Origin of the sequence: Lacticaseibacillus sp. 53-4, assembly GCF_016861805.1 — a bacterium.
Lineage (GTDB): Bacteria > Bacillota > Bacilli > Lactobacillales > Lactobacillaceae > Lacticaseibacillus.
On sequence record NZ_BOLT01000015.1, the window covers coordinates 14,054 to 39,974 of the forward strand.

Annotated in this window: 30 protein-coding genes; 22 read left to right on the top strand and 8 right to left on the bottom strand. The window is 57.3% G+C overall.

Features of this window, described 5'->3' with window-relative positions; all coding sequences use genetic code 11:
* Window positions 1–48 precede the first annotated feature (48 nt).
* The 6 genes from JUF21_RS07200 to JUF21_RS07225 form a co-directional block, all read right to left on the bottom strand.
* The gene (locus tag JUF21_RS07200; RefSeq protein WP_203663712.1) at window positions 49–1,116 is read right to left on the bottom strand and encodes a DUF4767 domain-containing protein; all 1,068 of its coding nucleotides are present in this window, start codon (window positions 1,114–1,116) and stop codon (window positions 49–51) included.
* Window positions 1,117–1,213: 97 nt separating this feature from the next.
* Window positions 1,214–2,284 (bottom strand): DUF4767 domain-containing protein, encoded by a 1,071-nt coding sequence (locus tag JUF21_RS07205; protein ID WP_203663714.1) that lies wholly within the window; start codon window positions 2,282–2,284, stop codon window positions 1,214–1,216.
* Window positions 2,285–2,588: 304 nt separating this feature from the next.
* Window positions 2,589–2,810, bottom strand: coding sequence for a hypothetical protein (locus JUF21_RS07210; protein WP_054665208.1), 222 nt, complete (start codon window positions 2,808–2,810; stop codon window positions 2,589–2,591).
* A gap of 122 nt (window positions 2,811–2,932) precedes the next feature.
* Window positions 2,933–4,309: a PTS sugar transporter subunit IIC gene (locus JUF21_RS07215; protein ID WP_203624120.1), complete on the bottom strand. Its 1,377-nt coding sequence runs from the start codon at window positions 4,307–4,309 to the stop codon at window positions 2,933–2,935.
* Window positions 4,310–4,644: 335 nt separating this feature from the next.
* Complete coding sequence (locus JUF21_RS07220) at window positions 4,645–5,382, bottom strand: MurR/RpiR family transcriptional regulator (protein WP_125754955.1); 738 nt, start codon at window positions 5,380–5,382, stop codon at window positions 4,645–4,647.
* A 57-nt stretch (window positions 5,383–5,439) separates the two neighbouring features.
* Window positions 5,440–7,254, bottom strand: coding sequence for an FAD/NAD(P)-binding domain-containing protein (locus tag JUF21_RS07225; protein ID WP_203663716.1), 1,815 nt, complete (start codon window positions 7,252–7,254; stop codon window positions 5,440–5,442).
* A gap of 147 nt (window positions 7,255–7,401) precedes the next feature.
* Between JUF21_RS07225 and JUF21_RS07230 the strand changes: the two genes are divergently transcribed.
* Together JUF21_RS07230 and JUF21_RS07235 are read left to right on the top strand one after the other, a co-directional pair.
* Complete coding sequence (locus JUF21_RS07230) at window positions 7,402–8,754, top strand: FAD-dependent oxidoreductase (RefSeq protein ID WP_203663718.1); 1,353 nt, start codon at window positions 7,402–7,404, stop codon at window positions 8,752–8,754.
* 17 nt (window positions 8,755–8,771) lie between these two features.
* Window positions 8,772–9,395, top strand: coding sequence for an LVIS_2131 family protein (locus tag JUF21_RS07235; protein WP_125754958.1), 624 nt, complete (start codon window positions 8,772–8,774; stop codon window positions 9,393–9,395).
* Between the two features lie 57 nt (window positions 9,396–9,452).
* Here the strand turns inward: JUF21_RS07235 and JUF21_RS07240 are convergent, their stop codons facing one another.
* Entirely contained in the window at window positions 9,453–9,659 is a 207-nt protein-coding gene (locus JUF21_RS07240) for an LBP_cg2779 family protein (RefSeq protein WP_054665217.1), read from the bottom strand.
* A 155-nt stretch (window positions 9,660–9,814) separates the two neighbouring features.
* On the opposite strand from JUF21_RS07240, the gene JUF21_RS07245 reads away from it, so the two are divergent.
* The 8 genes from JUF21_RS07245 to JUF21_RS07280 all read left to right on the top strand — a co-directional run bounded on the left by JUF21_RS07245 (window position 9,815) and on the right by JUF21_RS07280 (window position 13,847).
* Window positions 9,815–10,120 carry a hypothetical protein gene (locus JUF21_RS07245; protein WP_203624123.1) on the top strand — a complete coding sequence of 102 codons (306 nt, stop codon included), beginning with the start codon at window positions 9,815–9,817 and terminating at the stop codon, window positions 10,118–10,120.
* A gap of 245 nt (window positions 10,121–10,365) precedes the next feature.
* Window positions 10,366–10,734 (top strand): type II toxin-antitoxin system RelE/ParE family toxin, encoded by a 369-nt coding sequence (locus tag JUF21_RS07250; RefSeq protein WP_203624124.1) that lies wholly within the window; start codon window positions 10,366–10,368, stop codon window positions 10,732–10,734.
* On the top strand, window positions 10,734–10,997 hold the full coding sequence (locus JUF21_RS07255; RefSeq protein WP_203624125.1) for a helix-turn-helix transcriptional regulator: 264 nt from the start codon (window positions 10,734–10,736) through the stop codon (window positions 10,995–10,997). The genes JUF21_RS07250 and JUF21_RS07255 overlap by 1 nt, the downstream gene beginning before the upstream one ends.
* A 153-nt stretch (window positions 10,998–11,150) precedes the next feature.
* Entirely contained in the window at window positions 11,151–12,266 is a 1,116-nt protein-coding gene (locus tag JUF21_RS07260; protein WP_203663720.1) for a lactate oxidase, read from the top strand.
* 230 nt (window positions 12,267–12,496) lie between these two features.
* Complete coding sequence (locus tag JUF21_RS07265) at window positions 12,497–12,967, top strand: flavodoxin domain-containing protein (RefSeq protein ID WP_203624127.1); 471 nt, start codon at window positions 12,497–12,499, stop codon at window positions 12,965–12,967.
* 5 nt (window positions 12,968–12,972) lie between these two features.
* Complete coding sequence (locus JUF21_RS07270; protein WP_125754964.1) at window positions 12,973–13,206, top strand: hypothetical protein; 234 nt, start codon at window positions 12,973–12,975, stop codon at window positions 13,204–13,206.
* Window positions 13,206–13,385, top strand: a complete 180-nt coding sequence (locus JUF21_RS07275) for a hypothetical protein (protein ID WP_203624128.1) — start codon at window positions 13,206–13,208, stop codon at window positions 13,383–13,385. Before JUF21_RS07270 ends, JUF21_RS07275 begins: the two co-directional genes overlap by 1 nt.
* 57 nt (window positions 13,386–13,442) lie before the next feature.
* Window positions 13,443–13,847: a pyridoxamine 5'-phosphate oxidase family protein gene (locus JUF21_RS07280; RefSeq protein WP_125754966.1), complete on the top strand. Its 405-nt coding sequence runs from the start codon at window positions 13,443–13,445 to the stop codon at window positions 13,845–13,847.
* A 58-nt stretch (window positions 13,848–13,905) separates the two neighbouring features.
* Here JUF21_RS07280 and JUF21_RS07285 read toward each other — a convergent pair whose 3' ends face one another.
* The gene (locus JUF21_RS07285; RefSeq protein WP_203624129.1) at window positions 13,906–14,580 is read right to left on the bottom strand and encodes a type 1 glutamine amidotransferase; all 675 of its coding nucleotides are present in this window, start codon (window positions 14,578–14,580) and stop codon (window positions 13,906–13,908) included.
* A 232-nt stretch (window positions 14,581–14,812) separates the two neighbouring features.
* Between JUF21_RS07285 and rsmG the strand changes: the two genes are divergently transcribed.
* The 12 genes from rsmG to greA all read left to right on the top strand — a co-directional run bounded on the left by rsmG (window position 14,813) and on the right by greA (window position 25,876).
* Window positions 14,813–15,541: a 16S rRNA (guanine(527)-N(7))-methyltransferase RsmG gene (gene rsmG / locus JUF21_RS07290; protein ID WP_203624130.1), complete on the top strand. Its 729-nt coding sequence runs from the start codon at window positions 14,813–14,815 to the stop codon at window positions 15,539–15,541.
* Between the two features lie 3 nt (window positions 15,542–15,544).
* Window positions 15,545–16,420, top strand: a complete 876-nt coding sequence (gene noc, locus JUF21_RS07295) for a nucleoid occlusion protein (RefSeq protein WP_203624131.1) — start codon at window positions 15,545–15,547, stop codon at window positions 16,418–16,420.
* A 9-nt stretch (window positions 16,421–16,429) separates the two neighbouring features.
* A complete protein-coding gene (locus tag JUF21_RS07300) occupies window positions 16,430–17,200 on the top strand; it encodes a ParA family protein (RefSeq protein ID WP_203624132.1) in 771 nt (256 codons plus the stop codon).
* Window positions 17,190–18,056: a ParB/RepB/Spo0J family partition protein gene (locus tag JUF21_RS07305; protein ID WP_125754971.1), complete on the top strand. Its 867-nt coding sequence runs from the start codon at window positions 17,190–17,192 to the stop codon at window positions 18,054–18,056. The genes JUF21_RS07300 and JUF21_RS07305 overlap by 11 nt, the downstream gene beginning before the upstream one ends.
* Before the next feature lie 19 nt (window positions 18,057–18,075).
* Window positions 18,076–18,276: a DUF951 domain-containing protein gene (locus tag JUF21_RS07310; protein WP_125585323.1), complete on the top strand. Its 201-nt coding sequence runs from the start codon at window positions 18,076–18,078 to the stop codon at window positions 18,274–18,276.
* A 4-nt stretch (window positions 18,277–18,280) separates the two neighbouring features.
* Complete coding sequence (ychF, locus tag JUF21_RS07315) at window positions 18,281–19,381, top strand: redox-regulated ATPase YchF (RefSeq protein WP_203624133.1); 1,101 nt, start codon at window positions 18,281–18,283, stop codon at window positions 19,379–19,381.
* An 11-nt stretch (window positions 19,382–19,392) separates the two neighbouring features.
* A complete protein-coding gene (locus tag JUF21_RS07320) occupies window positions 19,393–20,082 on the top strand; it encodes a DUF1129 domain-containing protein (protein WP_164506140.1) in 690 nt (229 codons plus the stop codon).
* Window positions 20,083–20,314: 232 nt separating this feature from the next.
* Complete coding sequence (gene guaB, locus JUF21_RS07325; RefSeq protein WP_203624134.1) at window positions 20,315–21,802, top strand: IMP dehydrogenase; 1,488 nt, start codon at window positions 20,315–20,317, stop codon at window positions 21,800–21,802.
* Window positions 21,803–22,204: 402 nt separating this feature from the next.
* Window positions 22,205–22,891 (top strand): response regulator transcription factor, encoded by a 687-nt coding sequence (locus tag JUF21_RS07330; RefSeq protein WP_125754975.1) that lies wholly within the window; start codon window positions 22,205–22,207, stop codon window positions 22,889–22,891.
* A 2-nt stretch (window positions 22,892–22,893) separates the two neighbouring features.
* Window positions 22,894–24,066, top strand: a complete 1,173-nt coding sequence (locus JUF21_RS07335; protein ID WP_203663722.1) for a cell wall metabolism sensor histidine kinase WalK — start codon at window positions 22,894–22,896, stop codon at window positions 24,064–24,066.
* A 14-nt stretch (window positions 24,067–24,080) separates the two neighbouring features.
* The gene (locus JUF21_RS07340) at window positions 24,081–25,376 is read left to right on the top strand and encodes a D-alanyl-D-alanine carboxypeptidase family protein (protein ID WP_203624136.1); all 1,296 of its coding nucleotides are present in this window, start codon (window positions 24,081–24,083) and stop codon (window positions 25,374–25,376) included.
* A 38-nt stretch (window positions 25,377–25,414) separates the two neighbouring features.
* The gene (gene greA, locus JUF21_RS07345; protein WP_203663724.1) at window positions 25,415–25,876 is read left to right on the top strand and encodes a transcription elongation factor GreA; all 462 of its coding nucleotides are present in this window, start codon (window positions 25,415–25,417) and stop codon (window positions 25,874–25,876) included.
* The last annotated feature ends 45 nt before the right edge of the window (window positions 25,877–25,921 follow it).

Consider the following 25,921-nt stretch of genomic DNA (forward strand, 5'->3'; position numbering starts at 1 on the left):
ATAGTCTCGGCTCGTTTTACGACTGATATTCATCGATTTAGCCAGCAGTTATTGAACGTGTTGGTCGGGAAAGACCCTACCCTGGTAATTTGCAGCAAGTGCCGGTGTGAGGTAGTAATTATCAAAGTGGGTGTAGGGGTCGGCCTCTTCGAGCACTGGAATAGTTTGACCATCGAGGACTCGGGGTGTGATTGTGTATAACCCAGGTACTTTTGTATACCAATTTTTGATGGCGAGTGTCTTGTCTGAAGCGGAGTAGGTACCAACATCCCAGTTATCTTTCGTGTGGTCATTGGGATCTGGTGGGTTTGACCTCTCAATGTCTGCCGCAGTGTCAGCGTTATATGGGAAAATTTTGAACTCAATTCCCGTTTCATTTATCGTGTCGGCTGTGAACGCCAAAGTAAGAAGGCCGTTGCCGCTATCCTGCGTGTACCAAGTGTACTGAAATTCTGCAGGAACGATGGCTTGCTGCTTTGGTGTGGCCGCCTGCGAGTCTTTGGTCTGATCAGTGGTCGCGGTCTTGGAAGAAGAGGTCGCGTCGGTCTGGTTCGGAAGAATTGCTTTCTTGCCTGCGACAATATTCTGGAAGCCCTGGGTGACTGCTTGGTTAGTCGTGTTCGTTGTTTTGATGGTCTGGCCGTCTGGGGCATACTGGCTGATCAGCACTCGCGTTTTGCGTTGGGCCGTCAGCGTGAACAAAAACAGGACGGTGTCTTGGTCATCAACGTAAACGGCGACGACGTTTTCCTGCGTCTTGCTGGCGTGACCTTTCTTCGGCAGCCACGTGACCGGAGTCTTCTTGCCATCGATCGTGATGGGCTGCTTGGTCTTGTAGACCTTAGTCAAATCGAGTCCTTGCCACTTCACTTGATCATTGAGGTCAGCCTGGGTAAACTGCTGACTCTTGGTGGGACCGAAGTCCTTCATGAACGCCGCCAGCTTGTCGGCTTTGGTTTGGTTCCAAGAAAGTGTCGCGCCGGTTTTCCGCTTGCTGCTGGATGCGGCCACCTTAACATGCGAACTGGAGCTGGTCGCTTTTTGGGCCTGCTGATTGCCACACGCGGCAAGCGTCAGCCCCAAACTGAGTAAAATCGTCGTCCGCCAACACTTCATTTTTCCCCTACCTCCAAAAGACATCTTCATTCAGTAAGTAAAAAAAACTGAGTGATGGCTTTGATTCACCACAGTGCGCTACTCGGCCAATACTTGTTTACTGCGAGTTGGCCGTATGCTCATCTGGGTAAATGGTGGCACCATACTGATTTGCGAGCGCCTGTGTCGGATAGTAATTACGATCCACCCACATGCCGCCACCAGAAGCGGTTTCAAGTACTGGCACGGTTTTGCCACCTAGATTGCGGTTGGTGACCGCGTAGAAGCCCCCGGCGCCGGCACTTTGGTACCAACCTCTGACGTTGACCCATGACTTACCGTCTTGGCTAAACCGATACGCTGCACCCCATTCTTCTTTGGCCGGATCCATCTTTGTTGAGTCGCCGTTTAAGGCCGCCGTGTCATTCGCAGTGCGCTCCTGAATATCATAAACAGGTTGATTACCGTATTCTGGGTTCTGAATTGAGTTGCCTGTAATCGTCATCTGCCCGTTCTGGCTGTACCAAGTGCCCTGAAAGGACTGGTCAAAGACCACGGCATGAGTAGGCTGACTGGCGGCATTGCTGCTTGACGCCGCAATCTGAGAACTGCTGGTGTCGTTTGCTTTGGCTGGCAGGGTTGCAGGCTTGCCGGCAACGATTGCGGCGAAGGCCTTTTTCAACTCGTCGTTAGCCGTCTCGGTAGTGCTTAGAACCTGTTTCTGGGGCGCGGCCTGACTGACCAGTACCCGCGGCACGCTATTTTCTTTCAGCGTGAAGAGATACAAGATCCCCGCATGATCATCTGCGTAAACTGCGACCACGTTGAGTTTGGTCCGGCTTCCGCGAGACGCTTTAGGCAGCCAGTTAACCGTGGTTTGGTGGCCGTCAATTGTGATGGGCGTCTTTTTTTGCATCACCTTGCTGAGATCCAGACCCCGCCATTTCGTCGCGGTCTTCGCGTCGACCTTAGAATAATTCTGTTGCATCAGTGGGCCAAAACCCTTCATATACGTCTCTAGCGACTTCGCCTTATCCGCATTCCACTTCAGCTTGCTAACCGCGCTAGGCTTATGCGCCACCGCACTACTGCTCGCGGTGGTACTCTTTGTTGGCTTGGGCTGCTGACTGCGACAACTGGCCAGAGTGAACCCCACGCTCACAGCGACCACGATTCCCCATGATTTCATTTTCTCTTCGCCTCCTAAATCAAGCTTCCCACGGGAAAATAAATAAATCAATCAAAAAAGCGGCCCCGCACATCATGTGCGAGGCCGCAATTGGCACAACAAGTTACTTACTATCGCTGGATGACTTGGTGCGCCGGCGACGGTGTGTTATCAGCACGAACCCAAGCACCACCAGAGCGATACCGAGCGTCAGGAGTCCGGGGTCCAGGTTCTGGGTCCCGGGGCCTTGTGGGCTGATCATGATGACGTAAAACCCGATGGCCAGTGATAACATACCGGAACTGTAATGTCCCTTCATCGCTAGTTAGGCGACGCCGACGGTGAACAGGATCGCGGAAGCCCAGCTTTGCTTCTTGATCTCTGCTTTGGCGGTTTTGGCCGCCGCATCCAAGTCGGTGGCAGTGGTGCTGAATGTGGCACGCATGCCCTGCTTGCTATTCAGCTTGAAGGTGACGCCATCTTCATCGTAAGCTTCCAAAACGGCGATCATCTTATCCAGATACAGTGCAGAACTAACAACAACCATGTTATCTGACTCCTTTATGTTCGATTTAATAGGGAAACTGCCGCAGAAGAAACCGGTTGCGGCAGTCACTAGTGTTAATAATAAGCCACTGGTTGGGTAAAGACAACCAGTGGCTCATACGGTTAAGCGGCAGTGCCGTCGTCAGGCGCGTCCGTTTGAACACGGCTGGATGCCATAACAAATGGTACCCAGATGAAGAACGCAATGACCATGTTGACGAGGGCCAGTACCGCGGCTCGCCAGTCGAACCCGGTCGCCATCAAGGCGTTCAGGATCGGTGGGGTAATCCAAGGAACCGCGATCTTGACTGGGCCAACCCAGCCAGCAGCAGTGACGAAGTAAGCAATGGCAGTGTTCAGAACTGGTGCCACGATGAACGGGATGAAGTAGATCGCGTTCAAAACGATTGGCAGCCCGAACATGACTGGTTCGTTAATGTTGAAGAGGCCAGGGGCAAAAGCAAGTTTTGCGACGGCTTTTTCATCAGCACGCTTCGAGAACAGCAGGATGGCGATCAGCAGGACGATGGTACCACCTGAACCGCCGAACCAAACGTAGGCATCGAAGGAACCACGAACCCACTTGTAAGGAAGCGGATCATGGTTGGCGAAGGCCTGGATGTTCGCAATCTGGGAAGTGCCCCAGATGGATTCCAGAATTGGTGCCATGACGTTCGGGCCATGAATCCCGAAGAACCAGAAGACCTGAACCAGCAGGGCAACCAGGATAACCATGCCAGCACCTTGGCCGGCGTGAAGCAGTGGCGCCTGGATGGTGGCAGACAGCCAGTCACCGAAGGCCTGGCCAGTCAAAGTCTGGAACAGGTAAGTGATGATGGCGATGACATACAGTGCCGCGATCCCAGGAATCAGAGTCGTGAAGGCTTTGGAAACAGCCGGCGGCACGGTGTCAGGCATTTTGATGGAGATGTCTTTCTTCATCAACCAGATGTAAACGACGGTGGCAATCGCGCCGAAGATCATGGCCGTGAACAGGCTTGAAGAGCCCAGGTTCGCGGTGCCAAAGGCGTTCGGTACGGACAGGCTGCCATTGGCGTAGGAGCCGCCGGCAGTGGTGATGACTTTAACCGCAGACTTGCTCAGCTTGCCGGTGAGGGCCAGGCTGGCGCTGCTGTTGATGCCCATGAAGAAGGCGGAAAGTGAAATCAAGGTTCCGGCGACCCCGTCGACCTGGTACGCTTCAGCGAGGTGATAGCCCCACATGGCGGAGAAGAAGACGGCGAAGATGGTCAAAGAACCAACGGACACGGTGTTGTCGATCATGATGATCGGCTGCACGGCATTGACAAAACTTGTCCAACCCCACTGTGCAGGGTAGGTGGAAAGCAGCGCGTTCAGCAGGGTTGCAAGAGAGCCGGCCATGGTGATCGGCAGCGTGGCGATAAATGAATCACGCAGCGCGACCAGCCAAGGAATCGACCCGATCTTAGCAGCCACTGGGACGACGTACTTTTCCAGCAGGTTCATAATGGCTTGCATAGAAAATTCCTCCCAAAAAATGTTTACCCCCGTGCAGGGGCTTGGCACTGGCATACGGAATGTGAACAATTGATGCTGACTTGGCCAGCGCCGGCAGTGCCCTTGCGCGAAAACGGTTCCGGATAGCGTTCTCATTTTATTTGGTCTGACACGTCTGCCAGGCTGATGAGCCCGCAATGCGGAAAGCAGCGGCGGAAAAATCCGCCGAGTGGTTAACCACATTTTTAGTGTAACCGTTTGCACCACAGAAAGAAAGAATTTGACCCCACTAAAAAACAAATAACCAAAATAAAACAAGCTGAGGGCTTCAGCTTGCTTTTTGGTGGGTCAATTTGTTAGCGGGGCTGCTCCAGCCGGTGGGCGATGAGCTCCAGCAGGTAGATGATCGGCACCTGCGTGGTCAGGTTCAAGGCGCCGCGCGTCAGTTCCGGCAGGTAATACGTGATGACCAGGTCGGCGAGGTGGGCCAGCGTGGAGTCGGCGTGATCGGTCATCGCGATCACATAAACGCCGGTTTGCTGGGCGCGGGTGGCCATGTCGATCACTGGCTGCGATTCGCCGGAAACCGACAGCGCGACCATCACGGTGTTTTGCAGCACCGCGGTTTGCGCTGGGAAGGGGTAGTCAGGATCGGTCAGGGCCAGCGAAAAGGTCCCGCTGTTTGACCAAAAGCGCGCGCCGTACTCGGCCAAGGCTGCGCCGGTGCCGATGCCGCAAAGCAGGACCAGCGGCGCTTCTTCAAGGTGGGCGACGGCCTGATCGACCAGCTTGCTGAATTCCGGCGTCGTCACGGTCTCAAAGAACTCGGCCAAGGGCGCGGACATGTCTTGGTCCGATAAGGGGGCAGACTCGGCCACCGCCGCGCGGCTGCGCTTTAAGGCGTAACGCAGCTCGGAGTAGCCCTCGTAGCCCATTTTGTTGGCAAAGCGCAGGACCGTCGTGGTGCTGACATGCGCGTTTTCCGCCAGCTCGCGGATCGTCATGTGCTCCACTTCGGCCTGGTGCTGGTTAATATAAGTGTAAACCGACGACTCCAAACCGTTCAACGTGCGCAACTTGGCATACGGAAACAAGGCTGACCCTCCTTTGATGATGGCTCAATTCTACCATATCAAAACGGGCCCCGCGGCTTACTTCAGCAGTTGGCGTGCGATCCGGTTGGCCTGGCGCAAGTTGACGTCATTTACGTAAGGGCGCGGGCTGGCAGTGGTCAGCCAGTTGACGCCTTCCGTCGGCACGCCCCAGAAAAACAGCTTGCCTTGAGGCCGGTGGCGGCTGTCCAGCAGCTGCGCGGTGTCGCGGTCGACCAAGACGGCCCCAGATTGGAAGCGGCGGTCGCCGGCCAGCTGGAGTTCGCGCAGCGTCGCCATGTCATCGTGGCGCAGCTGGGTGAGCAGGGGGTCTTTGGCAGTCGGCGCGTTGGCGGCGGGGACGCGCGCCTCGATCAGTGCCGTGCCCGGGGCCTTGAAAGTAGGGTCGGTTTTCGTCCCGGCGATGAAGTAGCGCCCCTGGGTGGTGATGGTCATCTGGCGCGGCAAAAAAGTGATGACCCCGGCGCGGCTCAGCGCCAGCAGCTGCTTGATCCGCAGCGCCGGCGGGCCGATCGACAGGAAATCGTTGGTCCCATTGAACCACCGCAGGAAAAAGTCCAGGTACTCGTCGTCGCTGAACAGGCCGCGCGCCACCACCTGGCGCACGGCGTCGCGCAGGTCGCGGAGCACCTCCAGCCCGGCGGCAGTGGGGTCGGTTTTGCTGCCGCGTTCGGCGCCCTTGGCATCTGCCGCGAGGTAATTTTGAATGGCCGCTTGCAGCTCGCCTGCGGGGACGGTGGTCAGTTTGTCCCAGTCGAGCCGCTCGCTGGCCGGCAGGTGCAGCGCGCGCACGGCGGCTTCGGGCTGCTGCAGGTAGGCGGATTGAAACGCGGCCAGGTCGAGATGGGGGTGGCGCTGGGCCAGCAGCAGCGAGTAGTACACGAAACCGACCTCGCGCTGCAGACCCTGCCAGAAGGTGTCGCCGGCCAGCGGGCCTGCCTTTTCCCATGCCGCTAGCTGCGGCCCCGTCAAGAAGCGCGCGGGCCATAGTTCACCCGGGGCTTTTTCGTTGGCTGCCTTGGCGTGATAGGGCAGGCCGCGGCGCGAACCGGCCAGAAGGTGGGGTTCTTTGCCGCTGGCATGGTAGGTTAAATCGCCTGAAGCCTCTACCGTGAAAGTGCCGCCGCGGCCCTCGGTGAGTCGGCTGACAAAGTCGAAGAAGCTCAGCCCCAGTCCGCGCAGGATCACGACGTCTTGGTGGGTCAGGGTGCTCAGGTCCCCCTCGGCCGGAAAGCCCGGCGGCAGGTAGAAGCGATTTTGCGCCTGGGCGAAGCGCTGCAAGGCGGCCTGCTCGCGAGTCAGCGTGTTTTCGATGGTGCCAAGCGCCATGACGACGCCGTCAAAATTTTCGCTGGCCGCCTCGGTCATCACGGCGTACGGCGGCCCGGGCTTAACGGCCATCACGGTGGCCTGACGAAACGCGATGGTCATATTCTGGGACTTGCGCCTGAGCATCTGCGCGTAGAACCAGCTCTGATAGTAGCCGTATAGCGCGCGCGGCGGGTAGTCGTTGGGCCCCAATGTCGCCGCGGCCTGCGTCATGGCCGAAGCGTTCGGCCCGCCGGCTTGGCCAATGTACGCCGCGGCGTCTTGCTTGGCCCACTGCGCCAGGTCGGGACCGGGCATGACGGGCCCCGGGTCTTCAACGGTGCGATCGTAAAACAGGGTGATGTGCTGGGCGGCGGTGTTCATGATCAGATGCGGGTCTTGGTCCTGCCGCCAGACGCGGCCACCGACGGGGAACGGGTCGTACAAGGTGACGGTCAAGGGCGTTTCGACAGCTTGCTGCCAGGCCACCAGGCGCTCAAGGACCAGCAGGCCGCGCGGGCCGGCGCCAATCAGTGCGATTTTCATATGTTTCACCTCCGATTGTGGCGTAACAGGTGGTTTGGTTTAATTGTAGCGTGAATCTTACAAAAACTGATAGTGTGCCGCCTTTTGCTTTCCATACAATCGTGTAATAATGGTAGTAATGAATTTGAGCGAGGAGGAAAGTCCGCCATGAAGATTGCCATTGTCGGTTGCACGCATGCTGGGACGGCCGCGGTCACGCAGATTGCGGCGGCCCACCCGGAGGCTACGGTCGATGTTTATGAACGCCGCGACGACATTTCATTTCTTTCCTGCGGGATCGCGCTGTACCTGGAAGGCACTGTGACGGACCCGAAGACCTTGTTTTACGCCAGCAAGGAGAGCCTGGAGGCGTTAGGCCCGAACATTCATGTTCACTTGCAGCACGATGTCCTGCGTGTCGACAGCAAGCACCACAGCCTCGCAATTCAAAACATGGCCACGCGCGAAAAGTTCTCCGCGACCTATGATAAGCTGATCGTGTCCACCGGCAGTTACCCGGTGATTCTGCCGATTCAAGGCGTCAGTGTGCCGCGGGTCTTGATGTGCAAGAACTACGATGACGCGCTGGCCATTAAGCAAACCGCTGAAGGGGCCGACAAAATTGCCATCATCGGCGGCGGTTACATCGGCGTTGAACTGGCCGAAGCATACAGCCGCACGGGCCACGACATTTTGTTCATCAATGGGGTGCACCATCTGCTGAGTCATTATGTCGACACGCCGCTGGCCGAAGAGGTTGAAGCTGAGCTTTTGGCGCACGGTGTCGATTCTCACCTGCAAGAGATTGCCTTAAAGTTTGACAGCGATGACCAGCACGTCTTTATCACCACCGACAAGGGTGAGTGGCAGGCGGACTTAGCGGTTGTCTGCGTCGGGTTCCAGCCGATGACGGAGCTGGTGGATGGGCAGGTCAATCTGAACGCCGACGGGTCGATCCACGTCAACGACTATATGCAGACCTCATCGCCTGACATTTACGCGGCGGGGGACACCGTGGCGGTTCATTTTAATCCGACTCATAAGGATGCCTATGCGCCGCTGGCCACTAACGCGGTGCGCCAGGGCAAACTCGCTGGCATCAATGTGTTCGGCAACCACACGCGCTACATGGGCACGCAGGCGACCTCGGCGCTGCGGCTTTACGACAAAACGCTGGCCTGCACCGGGATGACCCTGAGCCGCGCAAAAAAGGCCGGCTTTGACGCGGCGGCCGCGGACCTAGTGGATAATTATCGGCCTGAGTTCATGCCGACGACCGCGCGGGTGTCCCTGCGCCTGGTGTACGACCGCAGTAATCGCCGTATCCTGGGCGGCCAGCTGTTTTCACAGTACGACGTTGCGCAGTCGGCTAACCTGCTGTCAGTGATGATTCAAAACCGCAACACGATCGATGACTTGGCCTACGTGGATATGCTGTTCAATCCCTGGTATGACCGGCCGTGGAATTACCTGAACCTGCTCGGTCAACAGGCGGTCGCACAGGCAGACGCACAGCACTAACGCTTGGAGGAAAGACTATGTGGAATTGGCTCGGTGTCATCGCCTGGGTGCTGCTTGCAGCGTACCTTGGCTTCATCATCTGGAACATCCGCTCCCGCCACCTCAAAATGGTGGTGACCGGTAAAAAGCCGGGCCCGACCTGGCTGGTCGACCTCGTTGAAGTGGTCATCCTGGTCGCGGCCGCCTACTTCATGGTCTGGGTCTCTTGGCTGCGGCCGATCGATTACGCCGACAGCCGTGTCGTCAGCGTGCGCTACGCCTACCACCCGCTGATTTTGCAAACCGGCGCTACGCGGTCTTACTACGTGACGGTGGCGTCCGGCAATGGCAAGCAGCCGGTGCGCTACTACACCTACTGGACGGCCGGCGCTAAGAACCAGACCAACAGCCGTGACGCCGATATTTCACTGGGCAGCGACCCGTTGACCATGAAGGCCAGCATGTACCCGTGGGACCACAAGAAGTTGATTGCGCTGGATGGCACAACAGAAAAAGCCTATGTGGCGACCATGACCGCGCATTTCAAGCCGACAGTCCTCAACGGCTTGGGCATGCACGTTGGCCACGTCGCCGAGCGCTTTGACCTGATCCGCATTCCTAACGACACGCTGATGAAGATCGTGCCCAAACAAACTGATTAAAGACAAACGAGCCGCTCATCCGATAGGGGATGGGCGGCTCGTTTTGGGTTAAGCGATTTACTTGCCGGTTGGCTTGTGTTCCATGTAGTCGCGGAGGCTGGCCACAACGCTTGCTTCCGGCTGCTCACGCATCGCCTTGATGTTGTGGATGTGTTCCACCGACACGTGGCTGTTTAGTGCCATTTCCGTATCCGTGAGGTCATTCTTGCGCTGGAACTCAATGATCTCGCGTGCAAAAGCGCTCAGTTGGTCTTTTTCATTCACTAGTGTGAACCTCCTTGATTCATGTTCTACGTCTAGTATACCGAATTTCAAGCCAAATGCGCAGCGAAGTTGTTTTGGTTGCAAAAACGAACAGATGTTTGTATAATAAAAGTAAGGAGAATTGTTGAAGAGGCTAGTGGAAGGAGTTGGTATTCATGGATCGCTTTGCTTATCTGAATACGCTGGCAAACGCCCAGGACACGCCGATGCGCGTGCGGCGCTTCGAGAACAAGAACGTGATCATTCGCCGCAACTTGGCCAATCACCAAGGCCTGACCACTGAGGTCTGGAACGCCTGGTTGCAAAAAATGCTGCTGCGCTTTTCTGGCTTTGAACCGGTGATCGAAGTGGACCGGTTCGGCAAAGATCCTGACATCCGCTTCTTTCGTGAAAGCGAGCTTCAGGATGCGATTCACTTTATACTGACCGGCAGCAAGGCACCAGAGGCAGCGGTGGACTAGTTAATCTATAAGATGAGTTTGGAGTCAGCCGTTGTGACTGGCTTCTTTTTTAGCTTCCACCGTTCTTGGTAAAAGTGTATTAACCGGTGAAACGCAGGACGGGCATTGAGGATATTCAGCGCCCTCTGCGTAATAGTTGTGTGTATCAACTGTTGACCGGAAAAGTTAACACGTTTGCTATTTTCAGACAATAGCAAACGTGTTAACATTATTGGCGAAGGCGCCTTAGGAAAGTGAGTGCCTCCATGTATATCATCGATTTCTATGAAGACAAGGACGGATATAGCGACTTCCAAACATATCTGGAGAAATTGCTGATTAGCCATGATCAGACGGATAGAATGGTCCTCAAGAAGATGAGATACCAGATGAAACTGCTGGAAAATTTAGGCCCTGCATTAAGGATGCCCCAGGTAAAGGAGCTGAAGGGCTATACTTCGAGGCTGTTTGAACTGCGCCCACTCCCTGAGCGGGTGTTCTTCTCCTTTTCGGGTAAGGACCGGTACGTCATCCTGTCCCACTATACAAAACGTCAAAACCGCACAGATCCGCGGGAAATCCTCCGCGCACTCTCGCGGCTTGAGGATTGGTTAAAGCGAAAGGGGAAACGCTAATGGCAACTTGGAAAAACTTTGAAAGTAAGATGGACGAGGCGTTTTCTTCAGAGGAGCTTGAGGTGATCGATACCCTTGCCGCACTTCACAGTGAACGCATCCGGCAGGGGCTGTCGCAGCACGACCTCGCGCAAAAAATCGGGATGAAGCAACCGCAGCTGGCAAAAATCGAGCGCATGGACTCCTTGCCATCACTCAGGACGCTGGATCGCTATGCGACAGGACTGGGGTTAAAGTTGAAATTATTGGTGACGCACGAATGACGCCACTGAAAATTCGTCAATCAAGTCAATTAAACCGGGCGCTGAGCCTGGTTTTTAGTTTACTTGCAAAAAGTTAGCCATTTCCTGTTTACTTATAAAATGTAAGTGATATGATTGTACTCGTAATCAATTAACCCATTGGAGGCAATCAATATGACTTTAACAAATGGCTACGAACAAAGTGATCGCGAACAGAAGTTGGACATCGTCAACCTGCCAAGCCTTGAGGCAGAGGCCAAGAAGATCATCCCAACTGGCGGCTTCGGCTACATCGCGGGCGGCTCCGAGGATGACTGGACCTTGCGCCAGAACACGGCCGCGTTTGGTCATCTGCAGATCGTTCCTAAGGCCTTGTCGAACATCGAGCAGCCAAGCACGGCGACTCACGTCTTCGGCCTTGACCTGAAGACCCCGATCATGATGGCACCCACTGCGGCTCAGGGCCTAGCCCACAGTCAAGGCGAAAAGGACACCGCGCGCGGCGTTGCGGCCGTTGGCGGTCTGATGGCGCAGAGTACTTACTCTTCCACCTCGATTGCTGACACTGCGGCAGCTGGCAACGGTGCGCCTCAGTTCTTCCAGCTGTACACGAGCAAGGACTGGACCTTTAACGAAAGCCTCCTGGACGAAGCCGTTAAGGCCGGCGTTAAGGCGATTCTATTGACCGTCGACGCCACCGTTGATGGCTACCGTGAAGCCGATATCGTCAATAACTTCCAGTTCCCGATCCCGATGGCGAACTTGACCAAGTTCTCCGAAGGCGACGGCAAGGGCAAGGGCATCGGCGAGATTTACGCCAGTGCCGCTCAGAAGATCTCTGAGGACGACGTGCGCCGCATCGCGGACTACACGCACCTGCCTGTCATCGTCAAGGGCATTCAGTCTCCAGAAGACGCGCTGCGCGCAATTGGTGCTGGCGCCGCCGGCATCTATGTCTCCAACCACGGCGGCCGTCAGCTGAACGGTGGCCCGGCATCGATCGATGTCCTGCCAGCCATCGCCAAGGCCGTTAACCACCAGGTTCCGATCATCTTTGACTCCGGCGTTCGTCGCGGCAGCCACGTCTTCAAGGCGCTGGCTGCAGGTGCGGACCTGGTTGCCATGGGCCGGCCGGTCATTTACGGTCTGGCTTTGGGCGGCGCGCAAGGCGTCCAGTCCGTCTTCGAAGAGCTCAACCACGAGCTTGAGATCACCATGCAGCTTGCTGGCACCAAGACCATCGAGGACGTGAAGCACGCGCCTTTGACTCACTTTAACTACGCGGACTAAGTTTAGTGGAAAAGCCGCTGAGGAGACTCGGCGGCTTTTTGCGTAGGTGCGCTCAGGCGAGCAACGCGGGAGTGGTTAGCTACGCTCAGTGCCTCGAAGCCAAAGTACGGCTTCAATGCACTGAGCTAGGCTACCCATCCCGCTAAACCCGCTCGCCTTCGCAGCCTGTAGCCTGAAACCCTTTTCCCTCTCCCGCCTGACAGGGTATACTGGAGGCAGAGGTGAGCGCGATGACGATTTTGATCTTGTACGAATCCGTGACGGGTAACGCCAAAGGGATGGCCCGGATTTTGCAGCTGTTCTTTGAATGCGAAGGGGCAACGGTCACGGTGGGTCAGATGCAGCAAACCGACGCCGCGGTGATGGCCAATTACGACGCCGTGATCATTTCCACCTACACCTGGCTGGGCGGCATTGTGCCGCCGCCAGTCAATGACTTCTATGAAGACATTCCGCAGGTGGATCTCAGCAAGCCAGTCGTCGTCGGCGTGGCTGGCACCGGCGACCCGTGGTACGGCAAGGATTACAACACCGCGCCTGACCTGTTTGACGCCGCGTTTGAGCAAGCTGGCGCCGTGGTCGGGGCGGCCCCGGTCAAGATCGAGCAAGGCGCCGAAAAGTCTGACATGCCGGCGTTCGCGGCGTTCGTGAAGGCCATTATCGCGAAGGTCAAGGACGTGCAGGCACACGCAAAGGAGTGAGCAATATGGCAGAAGAAACCATTTTCTTCAATCCCGGTGACGCCATCGCCAGCGACTACGATTTCCAGGCCGCACGGCGGTCGGCGGAGATTTTTAAGGTGGACCACGCCTCGACTAAGGGGCTGATCGTGGCCAAGGACGGTCAGGGCCGCTTTGATGTGTTTTACGAAGGCGCCGACACGGATCCGAATGCCGGCAAGGAGAAGCCGACCCGCTATACAATCTTGGCACGGCTGTGATGCGGCGCAGACTATGGGCCTCACTTGGGCTGGTCGCCGGTTTGACGACCCTGGCAGTTGTCGAATGGTGGCTGCTGCGGCCGCTGGCACCCAACCCGTTTCTCGTTGGCCTGGTGGGTTTGGTGATGGGTGGCCTATTGGCGCTGCTGATTAGTTTTTGGTGGCCGCGGCGCCGTTAGCCCGCTGGTGTGGTATACTGTTCTGGTAACAAAAAGTAAGCGAAAGGATCTGATCTCATGGCGACATTGACACAAGAAATGAAAGACATGATCGGCTCACAACTCAACTTTTTAGCCACGGCGGATGAAAATGGGAATCCGCAAGTCGGCCCGAAAGGCACCATGCGGGTCTTTGATGACCATCACCTGATCTACAACGAGGAAACCGGGCGTCACGCTTGGCACAACCTGCAAAACAACGGCAAGGCCGCGGTGGCTTCAGTCGACCGCAGCAAGCTCAAGGGCTTCCGCTTTGAGGGCACCGTTGAAATTCACAAGGATGGCAAGATTTTTGACGACGCGCAGGCCTTTGCGCAAAGCAAGCACCTGCCGGCCGCAATTGCCGCAGTGGTGATTTCCGTTGACCGCATCATCAAGCTCGATGCTGGCCCCAACGCCGGCACCGTGATCGAAGAAGATTAAGCTTTAACCGAAAAGCACCCCACCAAGCCTGATGACTTGGTGGGGTGCTTTTGCGTACTTAGGCGGTGGGCTGACCCACGCGGTCCAGGTGGCTTTTGACAATGAGCTTGGCGATGGCCTTGGCGATGTTTGCGTTGCGCAGGATCGGGCCGTGGGCGTAGCTGCCAAACGTGTTTTTGTAGCGCATGCCTTCCACGCCGTCATCTGGGTTGTTGCCGTAGCCTTGAATCATTTTGCCCAGTGGGTGCAGCTTGTCCTTGTCGTCAAAGTACGTGCGGCCGCTGTGATTCTCGAACGCCTTGACTGTGCCGTATTCGGTTTCAAACTCGGTGTCGCCGATCATGCGCGCGTCCGCCTTGAACACGGTGTGCAGCGGCAGGATGCCGAGGCCCTTGATGGTGGTACCGTCTGAGGTCTTGTAGTAGGCGCCGAGCAGCTGGTAGCCGCCGCAGATGGCCAGCATCGGTTTGCCCGCCTCAATGTAAGTGGTCAGCGTGTCCTTGAAGCGGGGCAGGTCCTTGGCCACAACGGTTTGCTCGTAGTCCTGGCCGCCGCCGAAGAAGACAAAATCATAGTCCGCCGCGTTAAACGGGGTGCCCAAGCTGACGTTGTCCACAACGACCGAGTAGCCTTCCTGGCCCAGCCAGTAGCGCAGGATCTTGACGTCGCCGCTGTCCCCGTACGTGTTCATCAGGTCTTCATATAAGTAAGCGATGCGAATTGGCTCTGCCATAGCGCGCTTCCTTTCTCGTTCTACTTGCGCACAATTTTAGCACACGAAGCCGTAAAGCAAAAGCACCAAGGCGGCGGCGAAAACGCGGCCAATCGCGGTGGGCAGTGTTTTTCGGCCCGGATGTCAGGTTGTGACTGGCGGCCGATTAAGTTAAACTAGAGGGTGTCGTGAAACCAGTAAAAAGTTTCACACTGTGCGGGGCTAAACCCGGGCAGAGAAGGGAGGCAGACTAATGGATGAAGCCGAGTTTAAGGCCGCGGTGGCGGCACTGGGGACTGCGCCTACCGCCGCACAGCTGGCACAATTCGCGCGCTACTACCAGGAATTGGTGGCAGCCAACGAACACGTGAACCTGACGGCGATCACCGAGCAGCCGGCAGTCTACCTCAAGCACTTTTATGATTCCCTGACGCTTTTGGCCGCTGCGCCGCAGTTGTTGACCGAACCCCTGACGGTGTGTGACGTCGGGGCCGGGGCAGGTTTTCCGTCCCTGCCGGTCAAGATCATGGCGCCGCAGCTGGACGTGACGATCGTTGATTCGCTCAACAAGCGGATCGCATTTCTCGAAGCGCTGGTTCAGACGCTGGGCCTCAGCAGCGTCCACCTTTACCACGACCGGGCCGAGACGTTCGGCGGCAAGCGCAGTGCGCACCGTGAGGCCTATGATGTGGTGGTTGCCCGCGCCGTGGCGCCGCTGAACGTGCTAGCTGAGCTGTGCCTGCCGCTGGTGCGGCCGGGCGGCCAGTTTGTCGCGCTGAAGGGCAGCAAGGGCGAGGAAGAAATCACCCATGCCAAAACCGCGTTCGGGGAGCTGGGCGGCAAGCTCAATCAAGTGAAAACCCTCAGCCTGCCGAAAACCGGCGATCCGCGCACCCTGATTGTTGTCGACAAAGTCAGCACCACCCCGGGCCGGTTCCCGCGCAAACCGGGAACCCCCAGTAAGCAACCGTTAGGAGGTTAGCCATTGGCACTCTTTTTTGGTAAGAAAAAACCGCAAAGCAATAACACGGTCGTGCAAGAGCTGCCGTTATCTGCCATCGTGCCCAACCGCTTCCAGCCCCGCAAGGTGTTCAGTCCGGACGCCATCAAAGAACTGGCGGACACGATTTCCGAACACGGGCTGCTTCAGCCGATTGTGGTGCGCGAGTACGAGTCTGACCACTACGAGATCATCGCCGGCGAGCGCCGCTTTCGCGCGATGCAGTCGCTGCATTTTGAGAAGGCACCGGCCATTGTTCAGAAAATGAGCGATGAGGAATCGGCAGCGATGGCGCTGATTGAAAATCTGCAGCGCGAGGGCCTGTCCCCAATCGAAGAGGCCGAGGCGTACACCGACCTCATGAAGCTGAACGCGATGACGCAACAGGACCTGGCCAAGCAGCTGGGCAAGAGCCAGTCGTTTGTCGCCAATAAGCTGCGCCTGCTGAAGCTGTCCGATTCGGTCCAAGATGCGATCATGAACGGCCAGCTGTCCGAGCGCCACGGCCGCGAGCTGCTGAAAGTGGATGATTACCACCAGCAGCTGCTGCTGCACGAGATTTTGGCCAATCACCTGACCGTGAAGGAAACCGCCCAGCTGGTCGATGAAACGCTGGGCGTGAAACCCGCCGATGCCGCCGTCGAGCAGGTCAAGTCGACGACCGCGGCGAAGGACCAAGGCAAGGCCAAGAAGCCGCGCCGGCGCCGCAAGCCGATCACCAAGGACGCGCGCATGGCGGTCAACACCTTGAAACAGTCGGTCAAGCTGATCGAAGACGCCGGGCTGACCCCGCAGGTGAAGGAAGAGGAGACCGCTGCGGCCTACCGCTTCATCATCGAGATTCCCAAGGGAAAGAAGTAGGAGGGCAAGATGGCAGCACATGTAATCGCAATCGCGAACCAAAAAGGCGGCGTCGGGAAAACCACGACGACCATCAATTTGGGGGCCTGTCTGGCCAGTGCCGGTAAACGCGTCCTCATTGTTGACGCTGACGCCCAGGGCAATGCCACGTCCGGCGTTGGCGTGCCAAAGGCCGAAGTCGAAAAGGATATCTACGATGTGCTGGTTTCGGAAGAGCCGATTCAGTCGGCCATCATGAAAACCAAACACCAGAACCTCTCGATCGTGCCCGCCACCATTCAACTGGCCGGCGCGGAAATCGAGCTGACCAACCAGATGGCGCGCGAAATGCGGCTCAAGCTGGGCCTGCAGCCGGTGCTCGACCAGTACGACTACGTGCTGATCGATTGCCCACCGTCTTTGGGCCAGCTGTCGATCAACGCATTCACCGCGGCCAACTCGATTCTGATTCCGGTCCAAAGTGAGTACTACGCGCTGGAGGGGTTGAGCCAGCTGCTCAACACGGTGCGTTTGGTGCAAAAGCACTTTAACCCGACGCTGAGTATCGAAGGCGTGCTGCTCACGATGTACGACGCCCGCACTAACTTGGGCGCGCAGGTGATCGAAGAGGTGCGCAAGTACTTCGGCGACAAGGTGTACGATGTGGTCATTCCGCGCATCACCCGTCTGGCAGAGGCGCCGAGCTACGGCCTGCCAATCATTGATTACGATCCGAAGAGCAAAGGCGCAGAAGTATACGAAGCGTTGACTAAGGAGGTGCTAGCGGCCCATGGTGAATAAAAACAACAAAGGCTTAGGGCGAGGCATCGATGCCATTTTCAAGGACTTCGAAAGCCCAGATCTGACGGTGAACAATGTGGACGAACTGCCCCTCAAGGACATTCGCCCGAACCCGTACCAGCCGCGCAAGTCGTTCGACCAGGCGGCCTTAAGCGAGCTGGCCGCGTCGATCAAGCAAACCGGGGTGTTTCAGCCCATTATCGTGCGCAAAAGCGTCTCCGGTTACGAGATCATCACCGGCGAGCGGCGGTTCCGTGCGTCCAAGCTTGCCGGCAAGAAGACCATTCCGGCGATCATTCGGACCTTTGACGATCCAGAAATGATGGAAATCGCGGTGCTGGAGAATCTGCAGCGCGAGGACCTCACCCCGCTCGATGAGGCGCAGGCTTATGATACACTGATCAAGAAGCTCAGCCTGACCCAGGCGGAAGTCTCCAAGCGCCTCGGTAAGAGTCGGCCATACATCGCCAACTACCTGCGCCTGTTGACCCTGCCGGACGCGGTCAAGAAGCTGCTGAACGAGAAAAAGCTGTCAATGGGCCAGGCCCGCACGCTCCTGTCGCTCAAGGACAAGAAGCGCCTGGTGCCGCTGGCCAAAAAGACGGTGCAGGACAACCTGACCGTCCGCCAGCTGGAGCGCCTGATCAACCAGATGAACGAGGGCGCAAAGCCCGCCAAGAAGCCTGCGCCCAAGTCGCCATTTTTACGCGAAAGCGAGCACCAGCTGCAGGATCGCTTCGGTACCAAGGTCAACATCGCCCAAAGCAAGCAGGGCAAGGGTAAAATTGAGATCGACTTTGAAACCCAAGACGACCTCACCCGCCTGCTGGATCTGTTCAACGTTGACCTGAATTAATCAGCAAGGGGGAATCCGGATGTATGAGCTGCACGATCGCGTGCTGATGAAAAAGCCGCACGCCTGCGGCACCAACGACTGGGAGATCATTCGTGTCGGTATGGACATCAAGATCAAATGCACCGGGTGCGGGCACATCGTCATGATGAGCCGTCATGATTTCGATCATAAAATGAAGAAGATCCTGGTAAAAGCAAACAGCGAAAAGGAAAGTGAGTAACGCAATGGCATTAACAGCAGGTATCGTCGGCTTGCCCAACGTCGGTAAGTCCACATTGTTTAACGCGATCACAAAGGCGGGCGCCGAAATGGCGAACTACCCCTTTGCGACCATCGACCCCAACGTCGGCATGGTCGAAGTGCCGGACAGCCGCCTGGCCCGCATCGACGAGCTGATCCCGGCCAAGAAAATCATCCACACGACCTTTGAGTTCACGGACATCGCCGGCATCGTTAAGGGCGCGTCCAAGGGTGAAGGCCTGGGCAACAAGTTCCTGGAGAACATTCGCCAGGTCGACGCCATCGTGCACGTGGTCCGCGCGTTCGACGACGACGAAATCACCAGCGTCACCGGTAAGGTCGACCCGCTGGACGACATGGAGACGATCAACTTAGAGCTGGCCATCGCCGATCTCGATTCCGTTGACAAGCGCTACACCAAGGTCCAGAAAGTCGCCAAAAGCGGCGACAAGGAAGGCAAGGCGGAGTTCGCCGTGCTGGAAAAGATCAAGCCGGTGCTGGAAGCCGGCAAGCCGGTTCGCTCTTTGACGTTCACCGAGGACGAGCAAAAAATCGTCCACGGGCTGTTCCTGCTGACCGACAAGCCCGTCCTGTATGTCGCGAACATCGCGGAGGCCGATATGGCCGATCCCGATGCGTCGCCGTACGTTCAGCAGATCAAGGCTGAGGCCGCCAAGGAGAACGCGGAAGTGATCGCGGTCTCTGCCCGCACCGAAGAGGAAATTGCCGAGCTGGACGACTCAGACAAGGCCGATTTTCTGGAGGCCGAAGGGGTGTCAGAATCCGGGCTGGACAAGCTGATCAAGGCCAGTTACCACTTGCTGGGGCTGGCGACCTTCTTCACCGCCGGCGGGCCGGAAACGCGCGCTTGGACCTTCAAGAAGGGCATGAAGGCGCCGCAAGTGGCCGGGATCATTCACTCCGACTTCGAGCGCGGCTTCATTCGGGCCGAGACGATGAGTTTTGCCGACCTCGATAAGTACGGCTCGGTGCAGGCGGTCAAGGAAGCCGGCCGTTACCGCTCTGAAGGCAAGGAATACGAAGTGCAGGACGGGGACATCATCGAGTTCCGGTTCAACGTTTAGGGGGAACAATTGTGACGGAAAAACCAGTCAAAGAAGCCGAAGCAGTGGAGGAAGTCGTTGACGTCGACGCCTTGCTGGGCAAGCTCTCGAAGAAAAATGACGAGTACGTGTTCAAACTGCGCCGGATCCTGACCGATCACCAGTGGTCGGAAGAGCGCCAAAAAACCGTGCTGCAGGAAATGTTGCCGGAAATTATCACGGCCCAGCACCAAGGTAAGCCGGCCACTCAGCTTTACGGCCCGGTCACGGAAAAGGCGAACAGCCTGATCCACCGACCGAAGAAACGCAAGAAGGTGCCATTTTGGCTGAACGGGCTGGACTTGATGTTCCTGTTTTCCAGCATGTTCGGTTTAGTGTACGGGGTCATGGGCTACTTCAACCGCAACAAGCCGCAAGTCGCCAGCGGCAACGGGCTGCTGTCGCTGCTGCTGATGGCCGCCGTCGCCGGCTTTGCCTTTGCCTACTACAATGAGTGGAGCACCAAGAAAAAGGCGGACCGGCGCAAGACCTGGCAGGTCATGGTGATGATGGTCATGGTCATCCTGGTGGGCTCTTGGGCCGCTGGGGCGGTCGGCATGATCAAGTCGCCGATCACCTCGCCAATGCAGTGGCCGGTTTACCTGGTCGTGGCCGTGGTCACGTACGGTATTCACTACCTGCTCAAGCGACGCTACCACCTGCGTGGGTTGATGGCCCAATAAGCCGAACTTTTGGCTACCTTGGGTCACATAAATCTTGAATATAACGAACGATCTATTTTAACTTGGGGTAATTGAGCCGAATCATTCGGAGCTGGCTCTTGAAAAATGAGATATTTTTCATTTACAAACCGCGCTGGGGCAAGGCTCAGCGCGGTTTTTTGCGTCTCCATTGACGCTGTACGGTTCCCAGTGCTATGCTGGTCAACAACAAAAAACGAAAGAGGGCTCTCACTTGAGTAATTGGGACACGAAGTTCGCGCGTAAAGGATTTACGTTTGACGATGTGCTGTTGATCCCTGCAGAAAGTCACGTTTTGCCGCAAGATGTTGATTTGAAAGTGCAGCTCGCACCGAACCTGAAGTTAAACATTCCGATTCTGTCCGCCGGCATGGATACGGTCACCACTTCCGCGATGGCCATCGCCATGGCGCGCCAGGGTGGCCTCGGGGTCATTCACAAGAACATGAGCATCGCCCAGCAGGCCGACGAGGTCCTGACGGTGAAGCGCTCCGAAAACGGCGTCATCATCAACCCGTTTTTCCTGACGGCCAATGACCCGGTTTCAGCGGCTAATGCACTGATGAAAAAGTACCGTATCTCTGGCGTACCGATTGTCGATTCCAAGGATTCCCGCAAGCTGACCGGCATCATCACCAACCGCGACCTGCGCTATGTCACCGATCACAGCGTCGCGATCGGTTCCGTGATGACCAAGGAAGGCCTGATCACGGCCCCAACCGGCACTTCGCTGCAGGAGGCTGAGCAGATTCTCCAGGCTCACAAGATCGAAAAGCTGCCGTTGGTTGACGAAGACGGCCGCCTGTCCGGTTTGATTACCATCAAGGACATCGAAAAGGTCGTCGAGTTCCCGGCTGCCGCCAAGGATGATCATGGCCGCCTGCTCGTGGCCGCTGCGGTCGGCGTCACCTCTGATACCTTTGAGCGCGCCCAGGCGCTGCTGGATGCCGGCGCTGATGCCATCGTCATCGACACGGCCCACGGTCATTCCGCCGGCGTACTGCGCAAGGTCAAGGAGATCCGCGCCCACTTCCCGAACGCGACGCTGATCGCCGGCAATGTGGCCACCGCAGAAGGCACCGCAGCCCTTTACGACGCTGGTGTTGACGTGGTCAAGGTCGGCATCGGCCCTGGCTCCATCTGCACCACCCGTATCGTCGCCGGTGTCGGCGTGCCGCAGCTGACCGCCGTTTATGACTCGGCTACCGAGGCGCGCAAGCGCGGCAAGGCCATCATCGCCGATGGCGGGATCAAGTATTCTGGTGACATCGTCAAGGCCCTGGCCGCTGGCGGCACCGCCGTCATGCTGGGGTCCATGCTGGCCGGGACCGACGAAGCGCCTGGCGACATGGAAATTTATCAGGGTCGCCGGTTCAAGACCTACCGCGGCATGGGCTCGCTCGGGGCAATGGAGCAGGCGCACGGCAGCAAGGACCGCTACTTCCAAAGCGGTGTCAACGAAGCCAAGAAGCTGGTTCCGGAAGGCATCGAAGGCCGTGTTGCCTACAAGGGCAGTCTAGCCGATGTGATTTATCAGATGGACGGCGGCCTGCGCTCAGGCATGGGCTACGTCGGCGCCAAGACAGTGACCGACCTGCAGGATAACGCCCAGTTCATCCAAATCTCCGGCGCGGGTCTGCGCGAAAGTCACCCGCATGATGTTCAGATCACCAAGGAAGCGCCTAATTACTCGGTTGAATAAACTGATTCGACCGCTTTTCGGCCCCGATGCAAGCAGCCCGCTTGCACCGGGGCTTTTTGCGGCCACTTCCTTAAGAATTTCCAGCTCCTGGCCAAAGGCGTAAGCAGGCTTGCAGTCCTTTTGGTACAATGAAGGCGGACTGAAGACTTTTCTGCAAATGGGAGTCGGTCAGTCGTGTCCATTTAGCGGCGGTGAAGATGCGCCTTTGCAGCCTTAGTCGCGCTCGGACTAAAACCGCCCCGCTTCACAAGCTTATCCTAGTCGCGCTCCGGCGGGCAACGCCCGAGCATCTAGCTACGCCACAGGCCTCGCCGCCAAAAGCAGCGGCAATGCCTGTGTCTAGGCTAGCTGTCGGGCTAAAACCGCCCGCCTTCGCAGCCTTATTTAAAAGGAGCCCTAAACATGAAAATTCTCATTGTGGATGACGACAAGGAAATTGTTGAACTCCTCAGCATTTACGTCAAAAATGAACATTACGAACCAATTGAAGCATACAGCGGCAAAGAGGCCATCACGAAGCTGGCCACGAATCCCGACATCGCGCTGATGATCCTCGACATCATGATGCCGAACATGTCCGGCATCGATGTGGTCAAGCAGGTGCGCAAGGATTCGCAGATCCCCATCATCATCGTGTCAGCCAAGACCGGCGATATGGATAAGATCCAGGGACTGATTACCGGCGCCGACGATTACGTCACCAAGCCGTTCAATCCGCTGGAAGTGATGGCGCGCGTCAAGAGCCTGCTGCGCCGCTCCACCAACAACGTTACCAACACCGAGCCGGATAAGCTCGAGGTCGGGCCGCTCACCATCATGAAGGACAGCCACGAAGTTACCACACTGACCGGTAAGCAGATCCAGTTGACGGCGCTTGAGTTCGGTATTTTGTACCTGCTGGCCAGTCACCCCAACCGGGTCTTTTCCGCCGATGAGATTTTCGAGCGGGTCTGGCAGCAGGAGTCGATCGTGTCGGCCAAAACCGTCATGGTCCATGTGTCGCACCTGCGTGACAAGATCGAAGAGGCCACCGGCGGCGAAAAGGTGATCGAAACCGTCTGGGGTGTCGGCTACAAAGTCGAGGCCTAAGCATGGGAGAAAAAGTCCGCCTGACCGGCAAGGAAAAATCCGAGCTCTGGTCTGAAGGGGTCGTCACCGTCGTGCTGCTTTTGATGCTCAACTTTGCCCTGTTCGTCCTGCTCAAGGAGCTGGTGGATCTCAGCCAGCAGCTGCAGGATTCGATTTGGAGCGTCAAAAACGTGCTGACGTTCGGCCAGGACAAGCAGCACCTGTGGTCCTGGCGCAGCGTCTTCATGGTTGCCATGGCGGTGCTCGATGTGATTGTCGTGTACTGGCGCCTGATTCGCCGTTATCGCCAGATCCAGATGCGCCACGTCATCCGCGAACTGCATTACATCGCCGATGGTCACCTGGATCACCGCATTCAGTTCAGTGTCAGCACCGACCTGCAAAAGGTGATCAACTCGATCAACGCGCTGGTCGACTCTACCGTTAACTCGATGGAAGAAGAACGGCGGATCGAAAGCAGCAAGGACGAGCTGATCACCAACGTGTCCCACGACATTCGCACGCCGCTGACCTCGATCATCGGCTACCTTGGGCTGATCGAGGACAAGCAGTACAAGAGCGATGAGGAGCTGGTCAAGTACACGCACACCGCGTACCTAAAGGCCAAGCAGATGAAGGTGCTGGTCGAGGACCTGTTTGAGTACACGAAGGTCCGCCAGACCACCACGCCGCTGAACCCAGTGAAGTTCGACATGCTGGCGATGCTGGAACAGCTGGCCGCCAGTTTCGAGCTGGAAGGGCAAAAGCACCACCTGCGCTTTGTGGTGTCCGGCCGTCCGAATCCGCTGATGATGGAAGCTGACACCGAAAAGCTCGGCCGAGTCTTCAACAACCTGATCGCCAACGCCTTGAAGTACGGCAAAGGCGCCCACCACATTTTCCTGACGGCCGAGGCCGTGGGCTCTGAAGTGGTGATCAAGGTGCAAAACGACGGGGAGCAAATTCCCAACGATTCACTCAGCAAGCTGTTCGACCGCTTCTACCGGGTCGAGGGCTCGCGCAACCAGGAAACTGGCGGCACCGGGCTGGGCCTGGCGATCGCGCAAAGCATCGTCACCTTGCATGGTGGCTACATTTACGCCGACTCGACGCCTGAGCTGACCAGTTTTGTGATTCACCTGCCGCGCACCTTGGGGCAGACGCTCAAGCCTGACCAGAAAATCAAAAACGAATAATGAGGAGTTTAACAATGAAAAAACTTTGGCGCGGCCTAGTCGTTTTGGTCGCAAGTCTTTCTGTGTGGGCCGCGGCGGCCCCAACCAGTGTGGCGGCAGCGACTAACGTTGACGTTGACGCAAAAGCGGCCCTCGCCGTGGACGCCGAATCCGGCCAGATCCTGTACCAGAAAAACGCCGACCAGGTGCTGCCAATCGCGTCGATGACCAAGATGATCTCGCTGTACCTGGTGCTGCAGGCGATTCACGACGGCAAGCTGAAGTGGACCGACACCATCTCACCGGACAACGCGATTTACACTCTGGCCAAGGACACGAGCCTGTCCGGGGTGCCGCTGGAGCCTGAAAACAAGTACACGATCAAGGAGCTTTACCAGGCCAGCGTGATTTACTCGGCCAACGACGCGATGATGCTGCTGGCCAACGCGGTGGCGGGCTCGCAGGAAGCGTTTGTGACGAAGATGACCAGCCTGCTCAACGGCTGGGGCATTAACGACGCCAAGATCGTCAACGTGACCGGGCTGAACAATTCGGAGCTGAAAACGGACCGGGTGCCGGGCACGCCGGCTGATGCGGAAAATGAAATGTCGGCCAAGGACATGGCGATCGTGGCCAAACACCTGCTGAACGACTACCCGGAGATCCTGGACACCACGAAAATTACGAGCATGACTTTCCGTCCCGGCACCAGCGACGCCACCAAGATGGATAACTACGACTGGATGCTGAAGGGCCTGGTTTCCGCGCAAAAGGACCTGCCGGTTGACGGGCTGAAAACTGGGACCACTGACCTGGCGGGGAACTGCTTCACCGGGACGGCCAAAAAGAACGGGTTTCGGGTCATCACCGTGGTCCTGAACGCCGGCGGCACCGCCCAGACGCGGCGCTTTGACCAAACGGCCAAGCTGATGCGCGCCGTGTTTGCCGATTGGCAGCCGCTGACTGCGACCGTCAAGGGGCAGACCGTCACCGGCCATAAGCACCTGGCGGTCAACAAGGGGAAGCAGACCAAGGTGGCGCTTGAAGCCGCCGAAAACGTCTCGGTGCTGGTGCCGACCAGCGCCTCTGCCAAGGACCTGACTTACCACTACACACCGGCCAAGGGCTTTGCCAAGCAGGCGGAAGCCCCGGTCAAAAAAGACACCACGGTCGGGCAGCTGACTGTTGACGCCAAAGACGAGAAGCTGAGTTACCTAGGAAACGCAGCCGGTAATCAAACCAAGCTGGTCACGGCCACTAAGGTCGAAAAGGCCAACTTCTTCACGCTGCTGTTTCGGGGTATCGGAGAATTTTTCAGTCATTTGTTTTAACGACGACGCCAATCAACGCCTAGTTGGGAGGCATATTCATGGTTCAGTATCACAAGATTACAGAAGACGGAATGAAAACGCTCAAGGCGGAAAAGGTGTTGCTTCAGGCCGAGCGGCCGCACAAAATCAAGGCGCTGGCCGAGGCCCGCGCTTTGGGCGACTTGTCGGAAAACGCCGAGTACAGTGCGGCAAAGTATGAGCTGCACCACCTGGAAGGGCGGCTGCGGTACTTAGACAAGGTCATCCGCTACGGCCAGGTCGTGTCCGCGGATCCCAAGCCGATCGCCGATTTGGGGAAAAGCGTGACGCTGCGCTTCGACGATGACGAGGACGTGACCACGTTCCGCCTGGTCGGGCCGCATGAGGCGGCGATGAAGCCGGGCAACTTGGCCATCAACTCGCCGCTGGGCCGCGCGTTAAACGGCCGCAAGGTGGGCGACACCGTGACGGTGAACGCCCCGAGCGGCGCCTACCAGGTCACCGTCGTCAAGCTGGCCTGAGCCTATGCTATAATTGCTCGTGAACAAACACAGAGGAGTCTAAAC